This window comes from Pseudoclavibacter terrae, from assembly GCF_008831075.1.
In the GTDB taxonomy this organism is placed as follows: domain Bacteria; phylum Actinomycetota; class Actinomycetes; order Actinomycetales; family Microbacteriaceae; genus Pseudoclavibacter; species Pseudoclavibacter terrae.
The window spans coordinates 264,387-285,661 of the sequence record NZ_WBJX01000003.1 but is presented as its reverse complement, the minus strand read 5'-3'; the positions used below and the strand labels follow the sequence as shown (position 1 = coordinate 285,661).

The window sequence follows — 21,275 nt, the reverse complement described above, 5'->3', positions numbered from 1 at the left end:
TCGTCGTCCGAGGCTTCGTGTGGAGCTACTCGAGCGGCCCGCGCGCGGCGGCCGCGGCGGCCAGCTGCGCGTAGATGGCGCTCAACTCCGAGTCGTCCGCTTCGATGCCGAGCGGCACGATCGAGGTCTCAGTGAGGCCGGGAATCGGGTCGGCCTCGAGGAACCAGACAACACCCGCTTCGTCGACGATGAAGTCCGCACGGGCGATGTCCGACAGCCCGATGCTCGCGATCGCCAGGAGCGCGGCGTCACTGACGCGCGCGGCCTCGTCCTCGGAGAGCCTGGCCGGCGCGTAGTAGGTCGTCTCACCGGCGTTGTAGCGAGCTTCGTAGTCGTACACGCCGTTGTTCGCGACGACCTCGACCGCGGGGAGCGCGAGGGGCTCGCCGTCGAGGTCGAGCACGCCGACCATCACCTCACGGCCCTCGATGCGCTTCTCGATGATGACGGTGTCGTCGTAGGTGAACGCGGTGACGAGCGCCTGCGGGAGCTCCTCGAACGACGTCACCGACGTGACGCCCTGCGCGGAGCCGCCTTCGACGGGCTTCACGACAGCTGGCAGCTCGATTCCGCGCGCGATGAGGCGCATCACCGCCTCAGCTCCCAGCTCGCGGAAGGTGCTGTTCTCGAGCACGATGGATGGGGGTGTCGCCAGGCCGGCGCGCTTCGCGATAGCCTTCGCGGTCGCCTTGTTCCAGGCAAGCCGCGCGGAGGTCGGCCGTGAGCCGACGTAGGGGAAGCGGCCGGCCCGGAGCAGCGAGTACAGGGCTCCGTTCTCGCCGCTCGAGCCGTGCAGCAGCGGCCACACGACGTCGGGCTGCGTCTCCTCGAGGAACCCGAGCAGAGACGCGTCAGGCTCGCGGATGGTGACGTCCGCGCCTGCGCGGCTGAGCGCATCCGCAACGCGCCGACCGGAACGCAGCGACACGTCTCGCTCGTGCGAGATGCCGCCGGAGAGGATGACGACGTGCAGGCCCTCGATGCTCAATGGGGTTCCCTTCGTAGGAGGCAGGTGCCGCGGTCAGGAGATGTTCGGCGGGGGCATGTTGACGCGGTCCTCGTCCGGCCCGCGGCGCGTCGACGTGCCGAACGTCTCGACGAGGTCGAGCTCGCCATTGATCACATTCGCGAGGCGTCGCACGCCCAGTTTGATGCGCTCGGGAGTGGGGTAGCAGAACGAGAGGCGCATCTCGTGGCGGCCGCGGCCATCGGCGAAGAACGCGGTGCCCGGCGTGTAGGCCACGAGTTCCTTCACGGCGCGAGGCAGCATCTGCTTCGAGTCGAGCTGCTCCGTGAGGCGCACCCACACGAAGAAACCGCCGTCCGGCTTGGTCCAGCTGAGCTGCGGCAGATGCTCGTTGAGGGCCTGGTCCATGGCGTCGCGGCGCTCGCGATACACGGCACGGTACCCCTCGATCTGCTGCTGCCAATCGCTCTGCCGCAGGTACTCCGTCACCACCCACTGGTTGAACGTCGACGGCGACAGGATGGACGCCTCGACGGCGAGGATCAGCTTCTCCCGGATGGCGTGCGGTGCCAGGGCCCAGCCGACGCGCAGGCCGGGCGAGAGGATCTTCGAGAACGATCCGAGGTAGATGACGTTCTCGGCGTCCATGGAACGCAGCGCGGGGAGGCCGGGCTTGTCGAAGTACAGAAGCCCGTACGGGTTGTCCTCGAGGATGAGGATGTGCTCGCGCCTGCAGATCTCGAGCACCCGGATGCGGCGCTCGAGGCTCATGGTGACGCCGGCGGGGTTGTTGTAGTTCGCGACCGTGTACAGGAACTTGATGGTCCTGCCCTCGACGCGCAGGTGTGCGATGGTCTCCTCGAGCGCCTCGGGGATGAGGCCGTCGTCGTCGATCGCGACGTGGGCGACGTCCGCCTGGTAGGACTTGAACGTGCCGAGCGCGCCGACGTAGCTGGGTGCCTCCGCGAGGACGACGTCGCCGGGGTTGAGGAAGAGCTTCGACACGAGGTCGAGTGCGTGCTGCGAGCCGGTCGTCGTGACGACGTCATCCGCGGAGGCATCGTTGATGCCCTCGAGGCTCATGACCTGCAGAATCTGCTCTCGAACCTCGGGGATGCCCTGGCCGCCGCCGTACTGCAGCGCCTCGGAACCGTGCTCTCGCATCATCGTGGTGAAGGCAGAGTGGATGAGCTCCTCTGGGAGCGCCTTCACGAACGGCATGCCGCCCGCGAGAGACACGACCTCGGGTCGGGAGGCGACGGCGAAGAGGGCTCGGACCTCGCTGGCGGCCAGACCGGCGGTGCGGTCGGCGTAGCTGGTGTACCACGGGTCAAGGTTGCGGCCTGTCTGCGGGCCGACGTCTCCTGGATGCGTCACGGGGTTCCTTCGCGAGAGTCGAAATCCCAGGATACGCCCGAGCGAAGCGTTCCATCGCGAACCGCATGCAGGAAGTGGACTGCATGGCCCTGCCGCGTCCGGGGTCAGTCGCGCGCGATCGGCGCGCGCTGGCCCTCGGTAGCGTGCAGGAGAGCGTCGGGCGCTACCTCGATGTCGAGGCCGCGCCGACCGCCGGAGACGAAGATGGTGGGATGCGCGAACGCGGACTCGTCGAGGTACGTGGCCAGGCGCATCCGCTGCCCGAACGGGCTGATGCCACCGCGCACGTATCCGGTGCGCTTCTCGGCGAGCGCAGTGTCGGCGAGGGCCGCGCGCTTGCAGCCGGCCGCCTGGGCGAGGGAGCGCAGGTCGAGGGACCCGCTGACGGGGACCACGGCGACCGCGAGCTGCTTGTCATCCAGCTGCACGACGAGCGTCTTGAAGACGCGTGCCTCGTCGATGCCGAGCTTCTCGGCCGCTTCCGCCCCGAACGCAGAGACGCCGGGGTCGTGCACGTAGCTGTGAATCACGTGCTCGACCCCGGCTGCGTCGAGCGCCTTCGTCGCGGGGGTGATGGGCGCTCGCGCCATATCTGCGTGACCTAGCCCTGCTGCTTAGCCCAGGTAGTCGGCGAACTGCTTCTCGAGGGCCGCGCGCGGGTACGCGCCGACGACCTCCTTGACGACCTCGCCGTTCGAGAACAGCTTGAGGGCGGGGATGCTCGTGATGCGGAACTTCATCGCCAGGTCGGGCTCGTCATCGACGTTCACCTTGACGATGGAGAGGTTCTCGTGGGCTTCGCTCATCTGGTCGAGCACCGGCGCGACCTGACGGCACGGGCCGCACCAGGGGGCCCAGAAGTCGACGATGACGGGACCTGGGGCGTCTGCCACGATCTGGTCGAAGTTCGCCGTGGTGGCGACGATCGGTTCTGACATTGGTACCTCCGTGGGAGTTGTCGTGCTTCGTGGTGGATGGTGTTCGGCGCGGAGTGCCTGCTCGGATTGAGCGGATGCGGCACCAGCGGGTCAGACGATGACGGTCTCGTCCTCGGTGACCGCTGCTGCTGCCTGCTCCTCGGACTCGTCCGCGATGGGCTCGGGCTGCGCGGCGAGGTACGCCTCGGCGTCCAATGCTGCAACCGTGCCGGACCCTGCGGCCGTGATGGCCTGGCGGTAGTGCGGGTCGATGACGTCGCCGGCCGCGAAGACACCAGGGATGCTGGTGCGCGAGGAGCGGCCGTCGACCCAGATGGTGCCTTCGTCGGTGATGTCGAGGATGTTCCTGAACAGGTCGATGCGCGGGTCGTTGCCGATGGCGACGAACACGCCGGTGACTGGCAGCTCGGTGCGTTCGTTGGTCGCGGTGTTGAGCACGCTCGCACCTTCGACGCTGGCCTCGCCGGCGATGTCCTCGATGCGGGAGTTGAGCATCCAGTCGATCTTCGGGTTGTGCTCCGCGCGCTCGCGCATGATGACCGACGCGCGCAGGTTCTCGGAGCGGTGGATGATCGTGACCTTGCTGGCGAAGCGCGTCAGGAACGTCGCCTCCTCCATGGCCGAGTCGCCGCCGCCGACGACGGCGATGTGCTGGTCCTTGAAGAACGCGCCGTCGCAGGTCGCGCACCAGGAGACGCCGCGGCCGGAGAGACGGGCTTCCGCATCGAGACCGAGCTTCCGGTACGCGGACCCCGTGGAGATGATGACGGTGCGCGCTTCGAAGTCTCCGCTGTACGAGGTGGAGACCCGCTTGACGTCGCCGTCGAGCTCGACGGAGGTGACGTCGTCGTAGACGAGCTCGGCGCCGAAGCGCTCGGCCTGCGCCTGCATGCGCTCCATCAGCTCGGGCCCCATGATGCCCTCGGGGAAGCCTGGGAAGTTCTCGACGTCGGTCGTGTTCATGAGCTCGCCGCCGACTTCGACGCTCGAGGTGATGACAACCGGCTTGAGGCCCGCGCGCGCCGCGTAGATGGCGGCGGTGTAGCCCGCGGGGCCGGAGCCGATGATGATGACGTTCCGCATGAGTCCTCCGCACTTCTTCGAACCGCGGGAATCGCGGCTCGACATACAGGCAAACGCGTTGAGACTAGCGACTATTCCTTCGGACGAGGTGGTGAACCGCGCCCATCGCCGTCATCGGCGCGATCCCGGGCTTCGCGGGCGAGGCGCGCTTCCTCTTCACGGCGGGCTGCCAGCTCGATCACGGCCCGGCGCTCCTCCTCGCGGCGTTCGCGACGCGTGCGCGGCGGCTCCGTGCGACCGACCTTCGGGATCTCGGTCGTGCGCGAGTGCATGGGCAGGATGATGCCGGCGGTCGAGAGGTCCTCGGTAGCGCCCCCGAAGGCCCAGGAGGCGGCGTTGACGCGCTCCTCACGCTGCTCTTGCTCTTCGGCCTGCCTGCGCTCCTCGGCAGTATCCGGCTCAGCTTCTTCGGATGCGAGGTTCCAGGGCGTCGGTGCCGAGTCGCTGCCGGAGGCGGTGGCGGTGTCGGGGAACGTCGCCAGGAGGTCGGCGTCGAGGTCGCCCTCCTCGTCCTCGCCGCGTGCTGGGCTGGAGGGCCCACCGGTCTTGACGCCGAAGCGGGCGAGCACCGGCCTCGCGAAGCCGCGGAACTCGGGCGACTTGAGCACCCAGAGCAGCGGGAAGTAGAAGAGGGCCATGATGCCGGCGCCGATGGCGCAGGAGATCAGGGCCTGGAAGATTCCGGATCGAGGGAAGCCGTCTTCCTGGAACGTGCCGAGCAGGACCATGACGATCAGCGCCGGGATGGATGCGGCGATGGCGGCGACCGTGAAGCGCACGTAGGAGCGGGTGATGTTCGCGAAGTCGAGCTGCCCCATCCGCTTCCTGAGGATGACGAGCAGGATCGCGAGTCGCAGCGTCGACATGATCGACTGCATGAGAGCGAGCCCGACGACGATGAACTCGACCGGGCCGATGGCGGCGAGCGCCATGCCGAAGATGTGCAGGGGAACCGTGAACAGGAACACGAAGAACACCGTCTTGGTGTCTTCGAGCGCGTAGAACGCACGCTGCACGATGAACAGCCCGCTGAACGGGATGAGGCCGACCAGGAAGGCGATGAGGATCGCCGCGATTGAGTTGATGCCGGCATCCGTCGTCGCGAAGATCCGCGCGAAGGGCACGGCGACGAGGGCGAGACCGAACCCGGAGAACAGCAGAAACATGCCGATGAGTCGCGAACCCTCGGAGAGGTCGCGAATGAAGTCCTGGGGCCTGTCGTCGCTGATGGCCGCGCTCATGCGCGTGAAGAAGGCCGTGGCGATCGAGACGGCGACGACGGCGTGTGGGAGCGCGAAGATGAGGAACGCGTTCTGCATAGCCGCGATCGACGCGTTCTCGCCGGATGCGAGGTAGGCGACGATCGTCTCGACGAGCCCCGCGAGCTGCATGACCAGCAGCATCCCGAGGGTCCACCCGGCGAGCTTGCCGACCTGGCCGAGCCCGGTGCCGCGGAACTGGAAGTCGAGGCCGAAGCGGAGCCCCGCGCGACGCCAGAAGAACAGCAGCACGATGGTCTGCATGGCGACGCCGAGCGTCGCGGTGCCGCCGAGCATGGCGATCATGGTCGGGTCCCACGAGTCGATGTTGCGCCCGGTGCCCGTCGGGTCGGCGCCGAAGATGGAGCTGAAGAGCAGCAGTCCCGCGATGCCGACGACGTTGTTGATGACGGGAGCCCACGCGAACGGTCCGAACAGGCCGCGCGCGTTGAGGATCTCGCCGAGCACGGCGTACATGCCGTAGAAGAAGATCTGCGGCATGCACCAGTACGCGAAGGCCACGAGGAGCCCGAGCTGCTCCGAGCTGAGGCTCGCGCCGTAGAGCGCGCCGATGATGGGGGCGCCCACGGTCGCGAGGATGGTCAGCCCGCCGAGCAGCACCATGGCCAGCGTGACGAGTCGATTGACGTACAGCTGGCCGCCATCTTCGTGCCTGGCCGCCTTCACGACCTGCGGCACGATGACGGCGTTGAGGAGGCCGACCGAGATGATCGAGTAGATGTTGCTCGGCAGCTGGTTCGCACCGGCGAACGCGTCGGCGGAGACGCCGATGACGCCGATGGTCTGCGCGATGACGATGGCCTTCACGAAGCCCAGCACGCGCGACACCATCGTGCCGGATGCCAGGAGCGCGCTCGCCCGAGCGATGCCCTGAGCCATGCTTACTCCTTGGTGCTCTCGGTCGCGTCGACGGTGTCCGTGTCGACGTCGGCTTCCGGTTCTGCCCCGGTGTCGTCGTCCGTGGTGGCCCCGGCCACCGCCGCCCGCCGGCGACGGATGGTGCGCACGAGGCCGGCGATGAAGAGGACGGCGAGGCCGATGCTCGCGATGAGGATGGCGATGCTCTCCCACTCGGCGCGCACATCCAGTCGGATCTGCTTCGTCGAGGCGAGCGGCTCACCCTCGGGCGTCATGACGTTGACGGTGACGTAGGTGGTGCCGTTGGCGATGGCGGTGATCGGGATGCCGACGCGGGACATGGAGTTCGGCTCGATCGACAGGGCCACGGCGTCGCCGGTCTCGACCGCACCCGTGGTTGGCCTGAGTTCGACGAGCACGGTCACCTTGCGGTTCGGGACCGCGTTCGACACGAAGAGCGGCAGCTCGGTGTCGCGGCCGACGATGAGCGCCTCGCTCGTGTCGCCGAGTTGCACCGAGGACTCGGTGACCGTCACGTAGTCGCGAAGACTGCTCGCTGCCGTCTGCGCCCCTGCCGGGTCATTCGCCCACCCTGTGGACAGGGCCCCGACGCCTGCCGTGCGGACCGGGTCGCTGTAGTCGAGCGGGTCGTCGAAGATCGTCGAGATGACCTGGGCGCGCTCGATGGTCTGCATGACGCCGGTCATCCGGTTGAACGCGGTCTCGCCCACGCTTCCGTCGATGAGCGAGGCCTCGCGACGATCGGTGTCGTCGTCTCCGGGGAACGTGAGGGGTGTCGTGGCGGCCCAGCTGAGTCCATCCACGAACTGCAGCGTCTGCGCGAGGCGCTCGCCGTCGAACTCGTCGCGCGTGACCGTGCCGACCAGCGTTCGCGGCTCGTAGGGCAGCTCGCGCGTGACGACGGCAAGCAGCGTCGCGATACGGGTCGCCGCCTCGTTCCACTCCTCGTCGGTCGTCGCGTGCACGGCGTCGTCGAACGCGTCATCCAGGATCTTCTCGGCGACGACCGCGTTCCATCCCGCGACGGTGGCCTGCGCGCTCTCCGTGAAGTCCGCGTCGGCGCTCACACCCGCGTTGGTGTCATCCAGGATGATCGACTCGCCGCCCCAGCCGCGGAACTTGTCGAGGTCGGTCGACTGGACCGTGCCCGCCTGCGGCCAGACGACTCCGCTCATGGAGTACGGGAAGCTCACGAGGCTCTCGGTTGTGGGGAGCGGAGGCGCAAGGGGCTCGGCTTCCTCGGTGGGGGATGCGGTGGGCGACTCCGCATCGGTTGCCTCGGGGGTGGCGGATGCGTCGACGCCGTTCGACGTGTCGGCGTCGCCGTCCTCCGAGGGGGTTGTGGTCCCTGTGTCGGTCGTCTCCGTAGCCGTGGGAGTCGGCGTCTGCGTCGCCGTGGCTGCAGGGTCGGCGAAGTTCGCGGGGTCGATGTCGAAGTCGAAGTTCGTGACCTCGAGCGGCTGCTGCGCACCCCACTGCGACTGGAGCGTGAGGCTCGCGTCAGCGAACGGCAGCTCGAACGTCTGATTCTCCAGCGCCGTCAGGCGGTCCAGCCAGCTGAGCGCCGACTCGGGCGCGGCCGAGCCGAGGACGCGTATGGATGCGAGGAGGCGCGGGTCGATGGCGACGGTGGCGTTCGGGCTGGCCTCCACCGCGCTCAGGATCTCGTCGAGGCGCCCACCTGGCGCCGTCTGCTCGAGAAGGCTGTCGACGCTGAGCAGCGGTTCATCTGCGTCGGCGAGCAGCCCGGAGGTGATGGGGACAACGGTTGAGACGAGGGTGGGTTCAGCGGCCGCAACCCCGTTGAGCACGATCGTCGAACGAGCCTGCGCGAGCTTCGAGTCGCCGCTCACGAGTGCCGCCGCCATGGCTCGCGGACCGAAGTCGTCGGTTGCCGCGAAGGGGAGGCCGTCAGCGGGAACCGAGACGCTCACGGTGGTGGTCTCACCTGCGGCGATCGGACCGGAGCCGAGGCTTGCGACGAGGTCAAGACGGTCGAGCTCAGCCTCACTGCTCGACTCGCTCCACGCATCCAGCGCGAACCTCGTGTCGATCGTGGACGAGCCGACGGACAGCTCGAGCTGCGCAGGCGCGAGCTGTGCGTCGGTCTTGTTGACGACGACCAGCTCGACGACCAGCGGACCGCCGGGCTGCACGAGCCCACCGTCAGCGGGCGCGGCGTAGATGGAGACCTGTCCGTCCGGGGCGTCGGCGATCGCCCGCGGCTCGACCGCAGCCGTCCCGACCATCGCGCTTCCGACGCTCGTCGTGGCCCCTGCGGGCTGGCTCGTGGGTGCTGCTGACGCGCCCCCGGTGACCCCGAGCGCCAGCAACGACGCCAGGAGCGTCGCAGGGACAACCCGGCGTGCACAGGCACGCAGGAACCGTGGCACAGCGGCGCGCGGTGCGTGGTCCATGACCTCCATAGTAAGGACGGACGGGGAAGTGGCGAGCTGAACGCGCCCTCGAGCGCACGGCGAGCATCCGCCGCGGCTCGTAGAATGAGCGGATGCAAAACGTGCAGTCCGCCATGGAACGCCTTCGCGGACTCGCGACCGCGTCGCCCGTCGCCGAGCTCGCCGCCGCCTTCGAAGCGGCCGGATTCGAGCTCGCCCTCGTGGGCGGCCCCGTCCGCGATGCCTTCCTGGGGCGAGAGGTCACCGACCTCGATTTCACGACGGACGCGCGCCCGGACGACATCCTGCGCATCGTCGCGCCCATCGCGGATGCGCACTGGGATATCGGCCGCGAGTTCGGCACGATCGGCGCCCGGTTCTCAGGCGAGACCGTCGAGATCACGACCTACCGGGCCGACAGCTACGACGGCACGTCCCGAAAGCCGGTGGTCGCGTTCGGCGACACGATCGAGGGCGACCTGCACCGCCGCGACTTCACCGTCAACGCGCTCGCGCTGCAGCTGCCTGCCCTCACGCTCGTGGACCCCTCCGACGGCACGAAGGACCTCATGGAGGCGACGCTGCGCACGCCCATCGAGGCCGCCGTCTCCTTCGGCGACGACCCGCTGCGCATGCTGCGGGCGGTGCGTTTCACGTCCCAGCTCGGCTTCCAGCTCGACATCGACTCCTTCGACGCCATCGTGGAACTGCGTCGACGCATCCTCGACATCTCCGCCGAGCGGGTCAGGGACGAACTCGTGAAGCTGCTCAAGACCGACACGCCGCGCGCGGGTCTCGAGCTCTTCGTCGAGACCGGCCTCGCCGAGCTCGTGCTGCCAGAGCTCCCGGCCCTGCAGCTCGAGCGCGACGACGCGCACCGCCACAAGGATGTCTACGAGCACTCGATCACGGTGCTCGAGCAGGCCATCGCACTCGAGCGCGAGCGCAACCCCGGTGCCGACGCGGACATCGTCCTCCGCCTCGCTGCATTGCTGCACGACATCGGGAAGCCCAAGACGCGCCGCTTCGGGGAGAACCGCAAGGTCACCTTCTACAACCACGACGTCGTGGGTGCGAAGCTCGCGCGCAAGCGACTCACCTCGCTGCGCTTCGACAACGACACGATGAAGTCGGTCTCGCGCCTCGTGGAACTCCACATGCGGGTCTTCAACTACGAGGGCGCCGGATGGACGGACTCGGCCGTGCGCCGCTTCGCGCGGGACGCCGGCCCGGAACTGCAGCGCCTCCTCATCCTCATCCGCGCCGACATCACGACCCGCAACCAGCGCAAGTCGGACCGCCTGCTCTTCGCGATCGACGACCTGGAGCGGCGCATCCTGGAGCTTCAGGAGAAGGAAGAGCTCGATTCAGTGCGACCGAGCCTCGACGGCGAGCAGATCATGGCGATCCTCGAGATCGCCCCGGGCCCGCTCGTCGGGAAGGCCTACAAGCACCTGCTCGAAGTGCGACTCGACGAGGGCCCGCTTGAGCACGACGATGCGAAGCAGCGCCTCCTCGAATGGTGGGAAGCGAACCGCCCGTAGTCGCACCGCGTCGGTCTGAGAAGACGGCGCGTCCGGCCTGACCGACGCATGCAGAACGGCCCCCTCCGAAGAGGGGGCCGTTCGCGTGGAGGTGACTGGAACCTACTCCGCGGTCAGGTACTCCGCGAGGCTGTACCCGGAGCAGGAGACGTAGCTCGAGCTCGTCGCCTCCTGGACCACGTTGCCGTTGACCGTGATCGTGCAGGTCAGCTGGTCGTCGGTGTAGTCGACGGTTGACGCCGACAGGTAGGCGGACGAGCTGTCGTACCCGTAGTCGGCCTTGTACTTCATGGTGACGGTCTCCGACCACGGCACCGCGGTGGCGAGAGCCTCGGTGTCAACCTGGACTCGGTCGGCACCCGACAGGTCGTTGTCGTAGCTGTAGCTGACATCGATGGGCGAGGTCGACGTGCTCGTCACCGTCATCTCCACGGTGATCTCGCCTTCAGACGGAACGCCGTTCTCGAGCGTCGAGTACTCGTCGTCCATGAGCGTCTCGTAGTCGTCCACGCTGTCGCCGACCGTGTTGGTGACGGTTGCCACGCTCGTCCAGGTCGTGATGATCGGGCCGACGATGAGGCCGAGTCCACCGAGCACGAGGCCGATGATCGCGAGGAGCTTCTTCGCGTTGAAGCGCTTGACGACCAGTCCCGCGATGCCCAGGCCGATGGCCGCGAGGGCCAGCGCGATCCCGAAGTATCCGAAGAACGGGATGAACGCGATCGCGATGCTGAGGACACCAGCGATGAGCGCGATCAGGCCGAGCGTGTTCATGCCTCCGCCCTGGCCCTGCGGGGCGTAGTTGCCGTACTGCTGCTGTCCGCCAGCGCCACCGGCAGCACCGTACGCGGGTGCGCCACCGTAGGCGCCAGCTGCGTTCTGGTCCTGGGGAGTGGAGCCGTACGCGTTGGGCGCGGATGCGCCGTAGGCGTTCTGGTCCTGAGGTGCCGAGCCGTACGCGTTCTGCGCGGGGGCGCCGTAAGCATCCGGAGCCGGGGCGGATCCGTAGGAGCTCGGCTCGCTGCCGTAGCTGTTGCCGGAGGAGTAGTCAGGGGTGCTGCCGTAGCCGGGGGCGGAGTAGTCGCTGCCCGAAGCCGACGGTGCCGTGTACGAGGTGTCACCCGTGTACGAGCCGGCGCTCGGCGACGAGTAGGAGGAGTCGCCCGACGAGCCGTAGCTCGGGGTCGAGTATCCGGAGTTCGACGACGCGCTCGGCACGCTCGATCCGGTGGATCCCGAGTACGAGGACTGCCCGCCCTGGTAGTCGGGGGTTGAACCTGGGGCCTCGTAGGAACCACCAGGAGCTGAGTAGTTGCTCGGGGCCTGGTAGTTGTCGCCGCTGGAGCCGTAGCTGCTGCCGACGCCGTAGCCGCCCTGCTCGCCGTTGGCGGGCTGGTCGCCGAAGGACGCCTGCGGCGCCTGCGGTGCGGCCGGGTCGCCATTCTGCGGCGCTGGGTTCTGTGGCACTGGGGCGTTCGGGTCGCGTTCGCCCGCGCCGCCTGTTGGATCGCTCATGATTCCCCTAGGTAGTGGTGCGTTTCAGCGGACCACGGGGGCCGCCGGTTGTGCTGGAACGAGCATATTCGCTCGCGAGAAGGGGAGTTCTTCCAATTGGCTGGCATTTAGGAGGAAGAAACGACTATGCTGGCGAGGTTGTCTGTGCGATCAACTGCCCAGACACGCGCAATAACCCTCCTGCTGCAGATCGTCTGCAGCCGTTCTAGACCGAAGGAGGTGGGTTTATCGTGCATCAGTATGAGTTGATGGTGATCCTCGATCCAGAGATCGACGAGCGCACCGTAGCTCCGAGCCTCGATAAGTTCCTCAACGTCATTCGCAACGACGGTGGAACCATCGAGAAGACCGACATCTGGGGCCGTCGTCGCCTCGCCTACGAGATCAACAAGAAGAGCGAAGGCATCTACGCCGTCGTTGACTTCACGTCGACCTCGGCAACGGCGAACGAGCTCGACCGCCAGCTGAACCTCTCCGAAGCCGTCATGCGCACCAAGGTGCTCCGCGCAGAAGAGGCCATCGCACGCGTCGCCTCCGAGGCGAAGCGCGACGAGGCTCGCAAGGCTGCCAAGGCCGCTGCTATCGCAGCGAAGCCCGCGGCGACCACCGAGGCGTAGTCATGGCCGGCGACACGATCATCACCGTGGTGGGCAACCTCACGGCTGACCCCGAACTGCGCTACACGCAGAACGGGCTCGCAGTCGCGAACTTCACCATCGCATCCACCCCCCGCGTGTTCGACCGTCAGGCGAACGAGTGGAAGGACGGCGAGGCTCTCTTCCTTCGGGCGAGCGTCTGGCGTGAATTCGCTGAGCATGTCGCCTCGAGCCTCTCCAAGGGCTCGCGAGTCATCGCGCAGGGTCGCCTGAAGCAGCGCTCCTACGAGACGAAGGAAGGCGAGAAGCGCACTTCCATCGAGCTCGAGATCGAAGAGATCGGGCCGAGCCTTCGCTACGCCACGGCTCAGCTCACCCGCACGTCCTCCGGCGGTGCCGGCGGACAGCAGGGTGGCGGTGGCCAGGGCGGCTTCGGCGGAGGCCAGCAGCGCTCCTTCGGCGGCAACAGCGGCGGCGGCAACGCCGGTGGCGGTGGACGTCAGTCCGCCCCTGCGGACGAGCCGTGGGGACAGCCCGCGGGCCAACCTCGCGACAACGGCGCATCCGGCTGGGCGACGCCCGGCGCATCGAACGATTTTGACGAGCCCCCCTTCTAAAGGGCGCTCGCAAACACACTCAACGAAAGAAGATCCCAATGGCTGGAAAGTCAAGCGGCGACCGCCGCAAGGGTGTACGCGGGAAGGGCGGCAAGCCCGCTGCTCCCGCGAAGCAGATCCGGGTCGGAGTCATCGACTACAAGGATGTCAACACCCTCCGCAAGTTCATCTCGGAGCGCGGAAAGATTCGCGCACGTCGCATCACCGGCGTCTCCGTCCAGGAGCAGCGCCTCATCGCACGTGCAGTCAAGAACGCACGTGAAATGGCGCTCCTGCCCTACGCCGGCTCTGGCCGCTAAGGAGTAGTCGACATGGCAAAGGTAATTCTTACGCACGAGGTCTCCGGCCTCGGTGCAGCCGGTGACGTCATCGAGGTCAAGAGCGGCTACGCCCGCAACTACCTCGTCCCCAAGGGCTACGCAGTCAGCTGGTCCCGTGGCAGCGAGAAGCAGGTCGAGCAGATCCGTTCCGCTCGCGCCGCACGCGAACTCGCGACCCTCGAAGAGGCGAAGGCACTCAAGGACAAGCTCGAGTCCGCCCTCGTCAAGCTCCACGTGAAGTCGGGTGCCGAAGGCCGCCTCTTCGGTTCCGTTCGCGGCGCCGACGTCGCGACCGCTGTCGAAGCAGCCGGTCTCGGCAAGATCGACAAGCGCAAGGTCGAGTTCCCCAACCCGATCAAGTACACGGGCAACCACGAGGCGACTGTTCGTCTCCGTGACGACCTCGTTGCGACCGTCAAGCTCCAGGTCATCGCCCAGCGATAGCACGGCAGCAGAAGAACGGCCCCGGACATCTCGATGTCCGGGGCCGTTCTCGTTGCACCCCAAGCGGCTACACCGTCTGGCGCGTCGGCGCCACCGTGGGGCAGACGCAAGGAGGAACGCTATAAGGTCAGCGGAGTCCAGCATCCTGCCAGAACCTCTCCTGATTGATTCACGAACATGCCGCAGCAAGTCCACCGATCGGCGACCGAGCGCGAGCCCCGCCGGTTCCCGCTGACGGTGAGCCCGACGCTCCTCGGCCTCATCGGGTCGCTGTGCATCCTCGTCGGCTCGTTCGGCGCTGGCTGGATCGGGGACGGGCTGGGCCTGCGCGAGTGGTTCCCCATCGCGTTCCTCCGCAGCTCGCCCGACCTGACGCGGCTCTGCACGATGCTCCTGATCGTCGGCGGCTTCCTGCTGCTCATCGCCTGGCTGCGCTTCCGCTCGAGCGTCTCCGACAACGACGCGTCCCTGCGGCGGGTGATCAGGACCTCCATCATCTGGGCCCTGCCACTGCTCATCTGCGTCCCCGTCTTCAGCCGCGACATGTTCTCGTACGTCGCCGTTGGCCGCCTCATGGCAGCCGGCATCGACCCGTACCAGCACGGCGTCAACGAGATCGCCGGCTGGTATTCGCTGGGTGTCGACCCCTTCTGGTCGAGCACCGAGTCGCCATACGGTCCGCTCTTCATCGCCGTCGCTGCGGTGTTCTCCTGGCTCGGGGCTCAGACGCCCGAGTACGCGCTGTTCCTGAACCGTCTGGCCGCGACCGCTGGCGCCGTGCTCATGGTGGTCGCGTTCCTCAAGATCGCCGCCCTCCGGGGTCGCAGTCGCGCGTTCGTCGCGTGGATGATCGCTGCGAACCCCCTCACGCTGCTCCTGTTCATCGCCTCCGGGCACAACGACGGCCTCATGCTCGCCGGTATGGGCTTCGGTCTCCTGTCCGCGCTGAAGGGCCGCCGCATCCTCGCGGTCGTGTGGATCGCGCTGGCGGTCGCGATCAAGCCCATCGCCCTCATCGCCCTGCCGATCGTGGCGCTCGTCGGACGACCCAGCACGCTCCCGCTCTCGGATCGGGTGAAGAGCTGGGCGCTGCACGGCGCTCTCGCGATCGGGCTCGTCGGCGCGCTCGGGCTCGTCCTTGGCCTCGGCTTCGGCTGGGTGACCGCACTCACCGTGCCAGGCGCGATCCAGCACTGGTACTCGCCGCTGACCCTCATGGTCGGCACGGTGCGCGGCCTCGCCGAACTCGTCGGATTGGATCCGTTCGTGTTCGAAGTGATCCTGAAGGTCATCGCGTTCTCGATCGCGGGTCTCGTCGCCTCCTGGCTGGTGATCACGAAGCGGCCCATTGATCCCGTTCTCCGCCTCGTCCTGTGCACGGCGGTCATCGTGGCCGCATCCACTGCCATCCACCCCTGGTACGTCATGTGGATTCTGCCGTTCGCCGCAGTCGCCGGTCCGTGGCGCAGAGGCCAGGAACACCTCGCCGTGCTCGCAACGATCTTCTTCACGACCGTGACGCTCGCCGAACCGACCGACTCGTTCTTCGAGGGGCCGTACACGCGCATCGTCGTCGCGTCCATCACGGTGCTGTTCGCGCTCTCCGTGCTGGTCTGGTGGTGGCGTGCGAACAACGTCTCCGGCCGGGCCGTGGTCATCGCCGTGCCGTACGGCCAGGTGCTCGTCGACCGGATCGTCGCGCGCCGGGAACGCAGGCTCCAGCAGCGCACAGAGAGCGCCCTCTGACGGCACCGTCGACGCGTCGGCCGGTGGAAAACGCCCGGATATCGTCGGTTTGCGTGGGTGCGCCGCCGGGTGTTATGCACAGCGAGACGCGCGAGGCTCAACCTTCAAGGGATGCTTCACGCCTCTTGTGCACAACTGAGGCGTTCGAATAAATAGCTGGTCACGAGGTATTTCCTGGACAGAACCGTCCAAATGGTAGCTACGTTCTCCACACAGTTTCCACAAGCCACACGGCGCGTCTCCACAGTTACACACAGAGTTATCCACAGGCGTCATCTTCTGGGTTCGCTCGTTGGGGGAGGTGAGGACTACTGTGGGGAAATCTCTCTCAGGCATACGAGCGCAGTCAGGAGCATCCGTGTCGATCGCGCACCTCGGTTCCCCTCCACAGGGTGAGCGCGAAACGCACGACGGTGTTCGCACCCCTCCCCACGACCTGCTTGCGGAGCAGTCGGCCCTCGGCGGCATGCTGCTCTCGAAAGACGCCGTCGCCGACGTCGTCGAAGCCGTCCGCGGCATCGACTTCTACGTGCCCAAGCACGAGATCATCTTCGACGCCGTCCACGCGCTCTACGCGGCTGGTGAGCCGACCGACGTCATCACGGTCACCGACCACCTGACGAAGTCCGGTGAGCTCTCGCGTGCCGGCGGTGCCGAGTACCTGCACACGCTCGCCGGCATCGTCCCGACCGCCGCCAACGCCGGCTACTACGCGGCGATCGTCTCCGAGCGAGCAGTGCTCCGACGCCTCGTCGAAGCTGGCACGCGCATCGTGCAGATGGGCTACCTCGCGGAAGGCGAGGTCGTCGACCTCGTCAACCAGGCGCAGGCCGAGATCTACGGTGTCACGGGCGCCGTGGAGAAAGAGGACTACGTCGTCCTCGCCGAGGCCATCCTCGAGGCGCAGAACGACATCGACGCCGCCCAGAACAAATCGGGCGGAATGACCGGTGTGCCGACCGGGTTCAGTGACCTCGACCGCATCACGAACGGCTTCCACGGTGGCCAGCTCATCATCGTCGCGGCTCGCCCCGGCCTCGGAAAGTCGACGGTCGCCCTCGACTTCGCGCGCTCCGCATCCATCACCCACGGCAAGCCGTCGATCTTCTTCAGCCTCGAGATGGGCAAGAGCGAGATCGCCATGCGCCTCATCTCCGCCGAGGCCAGTGTGCGCCTGCAGCACATGCGTGCCGGAGGCCTCACGCAAGAAGACCTCACGCAGATCGCTCGCACGCAGGGCGACATCTCCGACGCCCCGCTCTACATCGACGACAGCCCCAACATGACGCTCGTCGAGATCCGCGCCAAGTGCCGCAGGCTCAAGCAGAAGGTCGGGTTGAACCTCGTCGTCATCGACTACCTGCAGCTCATGACGAGCGGCAAGCGCGTCGAGAGCCGCCAGCAGGAGGTCTCCGAGTTCTCGCGTGCGCTCAAGCTCCTCGCGAAGGAGCTCGACGTTCCCGTCATCGCGCTGTCCCAGCTGAACCGTGGTCCCGAGCAGCGCGCCGACAAGCGGCCAGCAGCGAGCGACCTCCGCGAGTCCGGTTCGCTCGAGCAGGACGCCGACATGATCATCCTGCTGCACCGTGAAGGCGCGTACGACCGCGAGAGCCCGCGAGGCGGCGAGGCTGACTTCATCCTCGCGAAGCACCGCAACGGACCCACGGACACCATCACCGTCACCTTCCAGGGCCACTTCTCCCGCTTCATGGACATGGCACCGGGGTACGCGACGGGTCAGTAGCATCGACGCGGCCGGCGCTCGACCGATAGGGTCGGGCGGCAGACGAGAAGGGTCGATCACATGCTCGAGAACACGCCTTGGCTGACGCTGGTCCCACCGGTCGTGGCCATCGCGCTCGCCGTGCTCACCCGGCGCGTGCTGCTGAGCCTGGGCGCCGGCGTGCTGGCCGCGGCCCTCCTCATCGCCGAACTGCAGCCGCTCGAAGCCCTGCGCCTGGTGTGGGAGTCGTTCGCCGCGATCTTCTGGGAGGACGGTGCCGTCAACACGTACTACGTCTACATCCTGCTCTTCATCCTCCTGCTCGGCGTCATCGCCGCGTTCATCCTCATGTCCGGCGGCACGCGAGCCTTCGCGGAGTGGGCGATGAGCCGCATTCGCACACGACGGGGCGGTCTGATCCTCCCAGCGGCCCTCGGCGTGGTCATCTTCATCGACGACTACTTCAATGCACTCGCGGTCGGACAGATCAGCAGACCCGTGACCGACGCCCACCGCATCTCGCGTGCCAAGCTCGCGTACATCGTCGACTCCACGTCAGCTCCGGTGTCCGTGCTCGCGCCGTTCTCGAGCTGGGGCGCCTACATCATCGGGATCCTCGCGCCTCTCGTCGCGGCATCGACCCTCACCATCAGCAGCGTCGAGGCGTTCATCGGCGCTGCCGTGTCGAACTACTACGCCATCTCGGCGGTGCTGCTCGTGTGGCTCGCGATCGTCTTCCGAACCGACCTGGGGGCGATGCGCCGTGAGGAGCTGCGGGCCATCGTCGAGGGCCGAACCTACGCTGCGGACTCGAGGGTGCCAGGGCAGCTCACCGACGACCTCCCCGTGCACGAGCCAGGCGCGAAACGCGCCATCCTCGTGCCCTTCGCGGTGCTCGTCGTCGGCGTCCTGGGAGGCATCGTCTGGACGGGCGCGAGTGCTGCGGGCAGCTGGGCTCCGGTCGAGATCCTCGCAGCCACCGACACGACCGCGGCACTCATGGTCGGTGGTCTGCTCGGGCTCGCGTGCGCGATCTCCTACTTCCTTCGGTACACGCGGGGGAACCCTGCGTTCGGGTGGCGAGCCTTCTCGCTCGGCTGGGTCGACGGGGTGAAGTCGATGATGCCCGCCGTCGGGATCCTCCTGCTGGCGTGGATGCTCGGCTCGCTCATCGATGCCCTGGGCACGGGCGAATTCATCGGCGTCCTCGTCGAAGGCTCATCCCTGCCGGCCGCGTGGCTGGTCCCGATCGTCTTCCTGGCGGCCGGTGCGATGGCGTTCGCAACCGGGTCCTCATGGGGGTCCTTCGGGCTGCTGCTGCCGATCGGGGCTGGCATCGTCACGGGTGTGGATGCGCCCGAGCTGCTGCTGCCCGTGTTCGGAGCCGTGCTCGCGGGAGCGGTCGCCGGCGACCACAGCTCGCCGATCTCGGACACGACGATCCTCTCCGCCACGGGTTCCGGTGCGAACGTGATCACGCACGTCGTCACGCAGCTGCCGTACGTCGGCCTTGCCGCGGGATCGTCGCTGCTCGGCTACGTGATCCTTGCGCTCACGGGACTCCCATGGGTTGGCCTCATCGCCTCGGTCGTCGCGTTGCTCGCGGGTGTGCTGCTGGTGAGGTGGATGCTCCCGACCGTCGAGGAGGAAGCTCGTCGCGATCTCGCGTCCCAGGCCTGATCGGCGTGAGGCCGGCGCGGACGAGTCGCGCGGGCCGAGCTCGGGGCCTGCAGCCGATTCTGGCCATGCTCATCCTCGCGAACGAAGAAGCGTGCTCGCGGCATCGAGGCGGTTGCCCGGATCCAGGCTCTGACAGGGCCTGTCTGAGAGCCCCAGACGTCTCCGGCGAGACGTATGCTTTCCACTCGGCGCGTGAGGTCTGAGCACAGACCCGCGCCGAAGCAGACGGGGGATCGCGTGGGGAAGCAGAAACAGGACTGGGTGCGTCTGGTCGCGGACCGGCTCCGGACCGAGTCGGGGAGTGCGCTGCTGCTCGTGGGCGTCGCGGTCTTCGCGCTCCTCTGGGCGAACTCGCCATGGTCGGAGTCGTACGTGCACCTCTGGGAGACGCACGCGGCCGTCGGCATCGGCGACTTCCGCATCGACATGAGCCTCCACCACTGGGTGAACGACGGCTTCATGGTCATCTTCTTCTTCCTCATCGGACTCGAGGTGCGACAGGAGTTCGCCGTCGGATCCCTGCGAGACCGACGCCAGGCCCTCGTGCCGATCGTCGCCGGAGTGGCGGGCGTCGTCCTCCCAGCCCTGATCTACCTGGCCATCGCCGGACGCGAGGCGCCGGAGGCGTGGGGTGCGGTCATCGGCACCGACACCGCGTTCCTCCTCGGCGCGCTCGCACTGGTCGGGCCGAAGATGTCGAGCCAGCTGCGCGTCTTCCTGCTGACGCTCACCGTCGTCGACGACTTCCTCGCAGTCTCCATCATCGGCATCGTCTACACCGAGTCGGTGCAGTGGATGCCGCTCGCGGTCGCCGTCGTCTGCCTCGTCCTCCTCTTCCTCCTCGCTCGAGCGAACGAGTGGCGCAGCACGCCGTACATCGTCATCATCGTCGTGCTGTGGGCGGCGACGCTGCTGTCCGGCGTTCATCCATCGCTCGCGGGAATGGCGGCCGGTCTGCTCATCCCCGCCTCCGACCCGGACCGCGAGGACGTCGTCCGCGCGAAGCGCCTGTTCCGTGACTTCTGGCAGTCGCCCCGCGCCGATGCCGCACGCAACGTGCGGCTCGGTCTGGCCAAATCGATCTCCGTCAACGAGCGCCTCCACGAGGTGCTGCTGAGCCCGGTGGCGCTGTTCATCGTGCCGGTCTTCGCGCTCGCAAATGCGGGCGTCGACCTGCGGGGCGGGATGCTCGGCAACGCGCTCACCTCGCCCGTCACCTGGGGTGTCGTGGCCGGACTGGTGCTCGGCAAGTTCGGGGGCATCGCGCTCGGCAGCTGGATCGCGGTCCGAGCCGGTCTCGGCTCGCTCCCGCAGGGCGTCGGCATGGGCAGCGTCTTCGGGGGTGCCGCGCTCAGCGGCATCGGCTTCACCATGTCGCTGCTCATCATCTCGCTGGCGCTGGAGGGCGAGGTCGCCGGGCAGGCGATCGTCGGCGTCTTCATCGCGATGGTGCTGTCGTGGGTCATCGGCTGGCTCACGTTCACGTTCGCGCGCGTCAAGATGAACGAGACCACGGCTGACCTGCCGACGACCCTCTCCCGTCCGGTCGACCCGGAGCGAGACCACATGCTGGGCGACCCGGACGCGCAGGTCACGATCGTCGAGTACCTCGACTTCGAGTGCCCGTTCTGCGCTCGGGCGACCGGCATGTGGCAGGACCTGGGCGAGCACTTCAGCGACGGCGGGGCGCGCTACGTCGTGCGCCACCTACCGCTCGAGGACTACCATCCGCATGCGTTCCAGGCCGCGATCGCCTCGGAGGCGGCCGCCAACCAGGGCAAGTTCTGGGAGATGCACAACCTGCTCTTCGCGAACCAGGAGCGACTCGACGCGCAGTACCTGCGCGGCTATGCGGAGGAGATCGGCCTCGACCTCGAGCGCTTCGATGCCGACATGCTCGACGAGACGCTGCCGCAGCGCATCCGCGCCGACATGCAGAGCGCCATCGACAGCGGAGCACGCGGAACCCCGACGTTCTTCCTCGGCGAGACGCGGCACAGCGGCGCACATGACGCGCGCACCCTCATCGCGACGATCGAGGCGCAGCGCAAGGAGCTCGCGATCCGTCGCCGGTCCTGACCCCGCGTGCTCCTGACTCGCGCGCGCCGCATCCATCTGCAAGCACACGAGAGATGCCGCTTCGTTTCGAAACGAAGCGGCATCTCTCGTG

At 67.6% G+C, this 21,275-nt stretch carries 17 protein-coding genes; 9 read left to right on the top strand and 8 right to left on the bottom strand.

The genetic code is table 11. The annotated features are described in order from the left end of the window. Nucleotides 1-25: 25 nt before the first annotated feature. The 7 genes from F8O03_RS10800 to F8O03_RS10770 form a co-directional block, all read right to left on the bottom strand. Nucleotides 26-988, bottom strand: coding sequence for a D-alanine--D-alanine ligase family protein (locus tag F8O03_RS10800; RefSeq protein WP_104254421.1), 963 nt, complete (start codon nt 986-988; stop codon nt 26-28). Nucleotides 989-1,021: 33 nt separating this feature from the next. Continuing rightward, complete coding sequence (locus F8O03_RS10795; protein WP_151423877.1) at nt 1,022-2,344, bottom strand: aminotransferase-like domain-containing protein; 1,323 nt, start codon at nt 2,342-2,344, stop codon at nt 1,022-1,024. A gap of 104 nt (nt 2,345-2,448) precedes the next feature. Further along, complete coding sequence (gene ybaK / locus F8O03_RS10790; protein ID WP_151423876.1) at nt 2,449-2,934, bottom strand: Cys-tRNA(Pro) deacylase; 486 nt, start codon at nt 2,932-2,934, stop codon at nt 2,449-2,451. 24 nt (nt 2,935-2,958) lie between these two features. Continuing rightward, entirely contained in the window at nt 2,959-3,282 is a 324-nt protein-coding gene (trxA, locus tag F8O03_RS10785) for a thioredoxin (RefSeq protein ID WP_104244011.1), read from the bottom strand. A 90-nt stretch (nt 3,283-3,372) separates the two neighbouring features. After that, on the bottom strand, nt 3,373-4,365 hold the full coding sequence (gene trxB / locus F8O03_RS10780; RefSeq protein ID WP_151423875.1) for a thioredoxin-disulfide reductase: 993 nt from the start codon (nt 4,363-4,365) through the stop codon (nt 3,373-3,375). Nucleotides 4,366-4,436: 71 nt separating this feature from the next. Next, nucleotides 4,437-6,524 (bottom strand): murein biosynthesis integral membrane protein MurJ, encoded by a 2,088-nt coding sequence (gene murJ / locus F8O03_RS10775; RefSeq protein ID WP_151423874.1) that lies wholly within the window; start codon nt 6,522-6,524, stop codon nt 4,437-4,439. A 2-nt stretch (nt 6,525-6,526) separates the two neighbouring features. After that, a complete protein-coding gene (locus F8O03_RS10770; RefSeq protein ID WP_151423873.1) occupies nt 6,527-8,941 on the bottom strand; it encodes a DUF6049 family protein in 2,415 nt (804 codons plus the stop codon). A 92-nt stretch (nt 8,942-9,033) separates the two neighbouring features. On the opposite strand from F8O03_RS10770, the gene F8O03_RS10765 reads away from it, so the two are divergent. Beyond that, nucleotides 9,034-10,464: a CCA tRNA nucleotidyltransferase gene (locus tag F8O03_RS10765; protein ID WP_104254416.1), complete on the top strand. Its 1,431-nt coding sequence runs from the start codon at nt 9,034-9,036 to the stop codon at nt 10,462-10,464. 102 nt (nt 10,465-10,566) lie between these two features. Here F8O03_RS10765 and F8O03_RS10760 read toward each other — a convergent pair whose 3' ends face one another. Next, nucleotides 10,567-11,979, bottom strand: a complete 1,413-nt coding sequence (locus tag F8O03_RS10760; protein ID WP_151423872.1) for a hypothetical protein — start codon at nt 11,977-11,979, stop codon at nt 10,567-10,569. Between the two features lie 227 nt (nt 11,980-12,206). Here F8O03_RS10760 and rpsF point away from each other — a divergent pair, with 227 nt between their 5' ends. The 8 genes from rpsF to nhaA all read left to right on the top strand — a co-directional run bounded on the left by rpsF (nt 12,207) and on the right by nhaA (nt 21,184). Continuing rightward, the gene (gene rpsF / locus F8O03_RS10755; RefSeq protein WP_104244003.1) at nt 12,207-12,596 is read left to right on the top strand and encodes a 30S ribosomal protein S6; all 390 of its coding nucleotides are present in this window, start codon (nt 12,207-12,209) and stop codon (nt 12,594-12,596) included. A 2-nt stretch (nt 12,597-12,598) separates the two neighbouring features. Beyond that, nucleotides 12,599-13,192: a single-stranded DNA-binding protein gene (locus tag F8O03_RS10750; protein WP_104254414.1), complete on the top strand. Its 594-nt coding sequence runs from the start codon at nt 12,599-12,601 to the stop codon at nt 13,190-13,192. A gap of 38 nt (nt 13,193-13,230) precedes the next feature. After that, nucleotides 13,231-13,491, top strand: a complete 261-nt coding sequence (rpsR, locus tag F8O03_RS10745) for a 30S ribosomal protein S18 (RefSeq protein ID WP_068482210.1) — start codon at nt 13,231-13,233, stop codon at nt 13,489-13,491. Nucleotides 13,492-13,503: 12 nt separating this feature from the next. Then, nucleotides 13,504-13,956: a 50S ribosomal protein L9 gene (rplI, locus tag F8O03_RS10740; RefSeq protein ID WP_104254413.1), complete on the top strand. Its 453-nt coding sequence runs from the start codon at nt 13,504-13,506 to the stop codon at nt 13,954-13,956. A gap of 177 nt (nt 13,957-14,133) precedes the next feature. Then, complete coding sequence (mptB, locus tag F8O03_RS10735; protein ID WP_151423871.1) at nt 14,134-15,702, top strand: polyprenol phosphomannose-dependent alpha 1,6 mannosyltransferase MptB; 1,569 nt, start codon at nt 14,134-14,136, stop codon at nt 15,700-15,702. Between the two features lie 358 nt (nt 15,703-16,060). After that, nucleotides 16,061-17,446 (top strand): replicative DNA helicase, encoded by a 1,386-nt coding sequence (gene dnaB / locus F8O03_RS10730; RefSeq protein WP_104254411.1) that lies wholly within the window; start codon nt 16,061-16,063, stop codon nt 17,444-17,446. A 60-nt stretch (nt 17,447-17,506) separates the two neighbouring features. Further along, complete coding sequence (locus F8O03_RS10725) at nt 17,507-19,105, top strand: Na+/H+ antiporter NhaC family protein (protein ID WP_151423870.1); 1,599 nt, start codon at nt 17,507-17,509, stop codon at nt 19,103-19,105. 237 nt (nt 19,106-19,342) lie between these two features. After that, on the top strand, nt 19,343-21,184 hold the full coding sequence (gene nhaA / locus F8O03_RS10720) for a Na+/H+ antiporter NhaA (RefSeq protein WP_244296182.1): 1,842 nt from the start codon (nt 19,343-19,345) through the stop codon (nt 21,182-21,184). Nucleotides 21,185-21,275: the final 91 nt, after the last annotated feature.

Coding starts and splice junctions, on each gene's coding strand:
- trxB (WP_151423875.1), bottom strand. CDS start 4,365: ATGCGGAACGTCATCATCATCGGCTCCGGCCCCGCGGGCTACACCGCC.
- rplI (WP_104254413.1), top strand. CDS start 13,504: ATGGCAAAGGTAATTCTTACGCACGAGGTCTCCGGCCTCGGTGCAGCC.
- ybaK (WP_151423876.1), bottom strand. CDS start 2,934: ATGGCGCGAGCGCCCATCACCCCCGCGACGAAGGCGCTCGACGCAGCC.
- F8O03_RS10750 (WP_104254414.1), top strand. CDS start 12,599: ATGGCCGGCGACACGATCATCACCGTGGTGGGCAACCTCACGGCTGAC.
- trxA (WP_104244011.1), bottom strand. CDS start 3,282: ATGTCAGAACCGATCGTCGCCACCACGGCGAACTTCGACCAGATCGTG.
- F8O03_RS10725 (WP_151423870.1), top strand. CDS start 17,507: ATGCTCGAGAACACGCCTTGGCTGACGCTGGTCCCACCGGTCGTGGCC.
- mptB (WP_151423871.1), top strand. CDS start 14,134: ATGCCGCAGCAAGTCCACCGATCGGCGACCGAGCGCGAGCCCCGCCGG.
- rpsR (WP_068482210.1), top strand. CDS start 13,231: ATGGCTGGAAAGTCAAGCGGCGACCGCCGCAAGGGTGTACGCGGGAAG.
- F8O03_RS10770 (WP_151423873.1), bottom strand. CDS start 8,941: ATGGACCACGCACCGCGCGCCGCTGTGCCACGGTTCCTGCGTGCCTGT.
- F8O03_RS10760 (WP_151423872.1), bottom strand. CDS start 11,979: ATGAGCGATCCAACAGGCGGCGCGGGCGAACGCGACCCGAACGCCCCA.
- murJ (WP_151423874.1), bottom strand. CDS start 6,524: ATGGCTCAGGGCATCGCTCGGGCGAGCGCGCTCCTGGCATCCGGCACG.
- F8O03_RS10765 (WP_104254416.1), top strand. CDS start 9,034: ATGCAAAACGTGCAGTCCGCCATGGAACGCCTTCGCGGACTCGCGACC.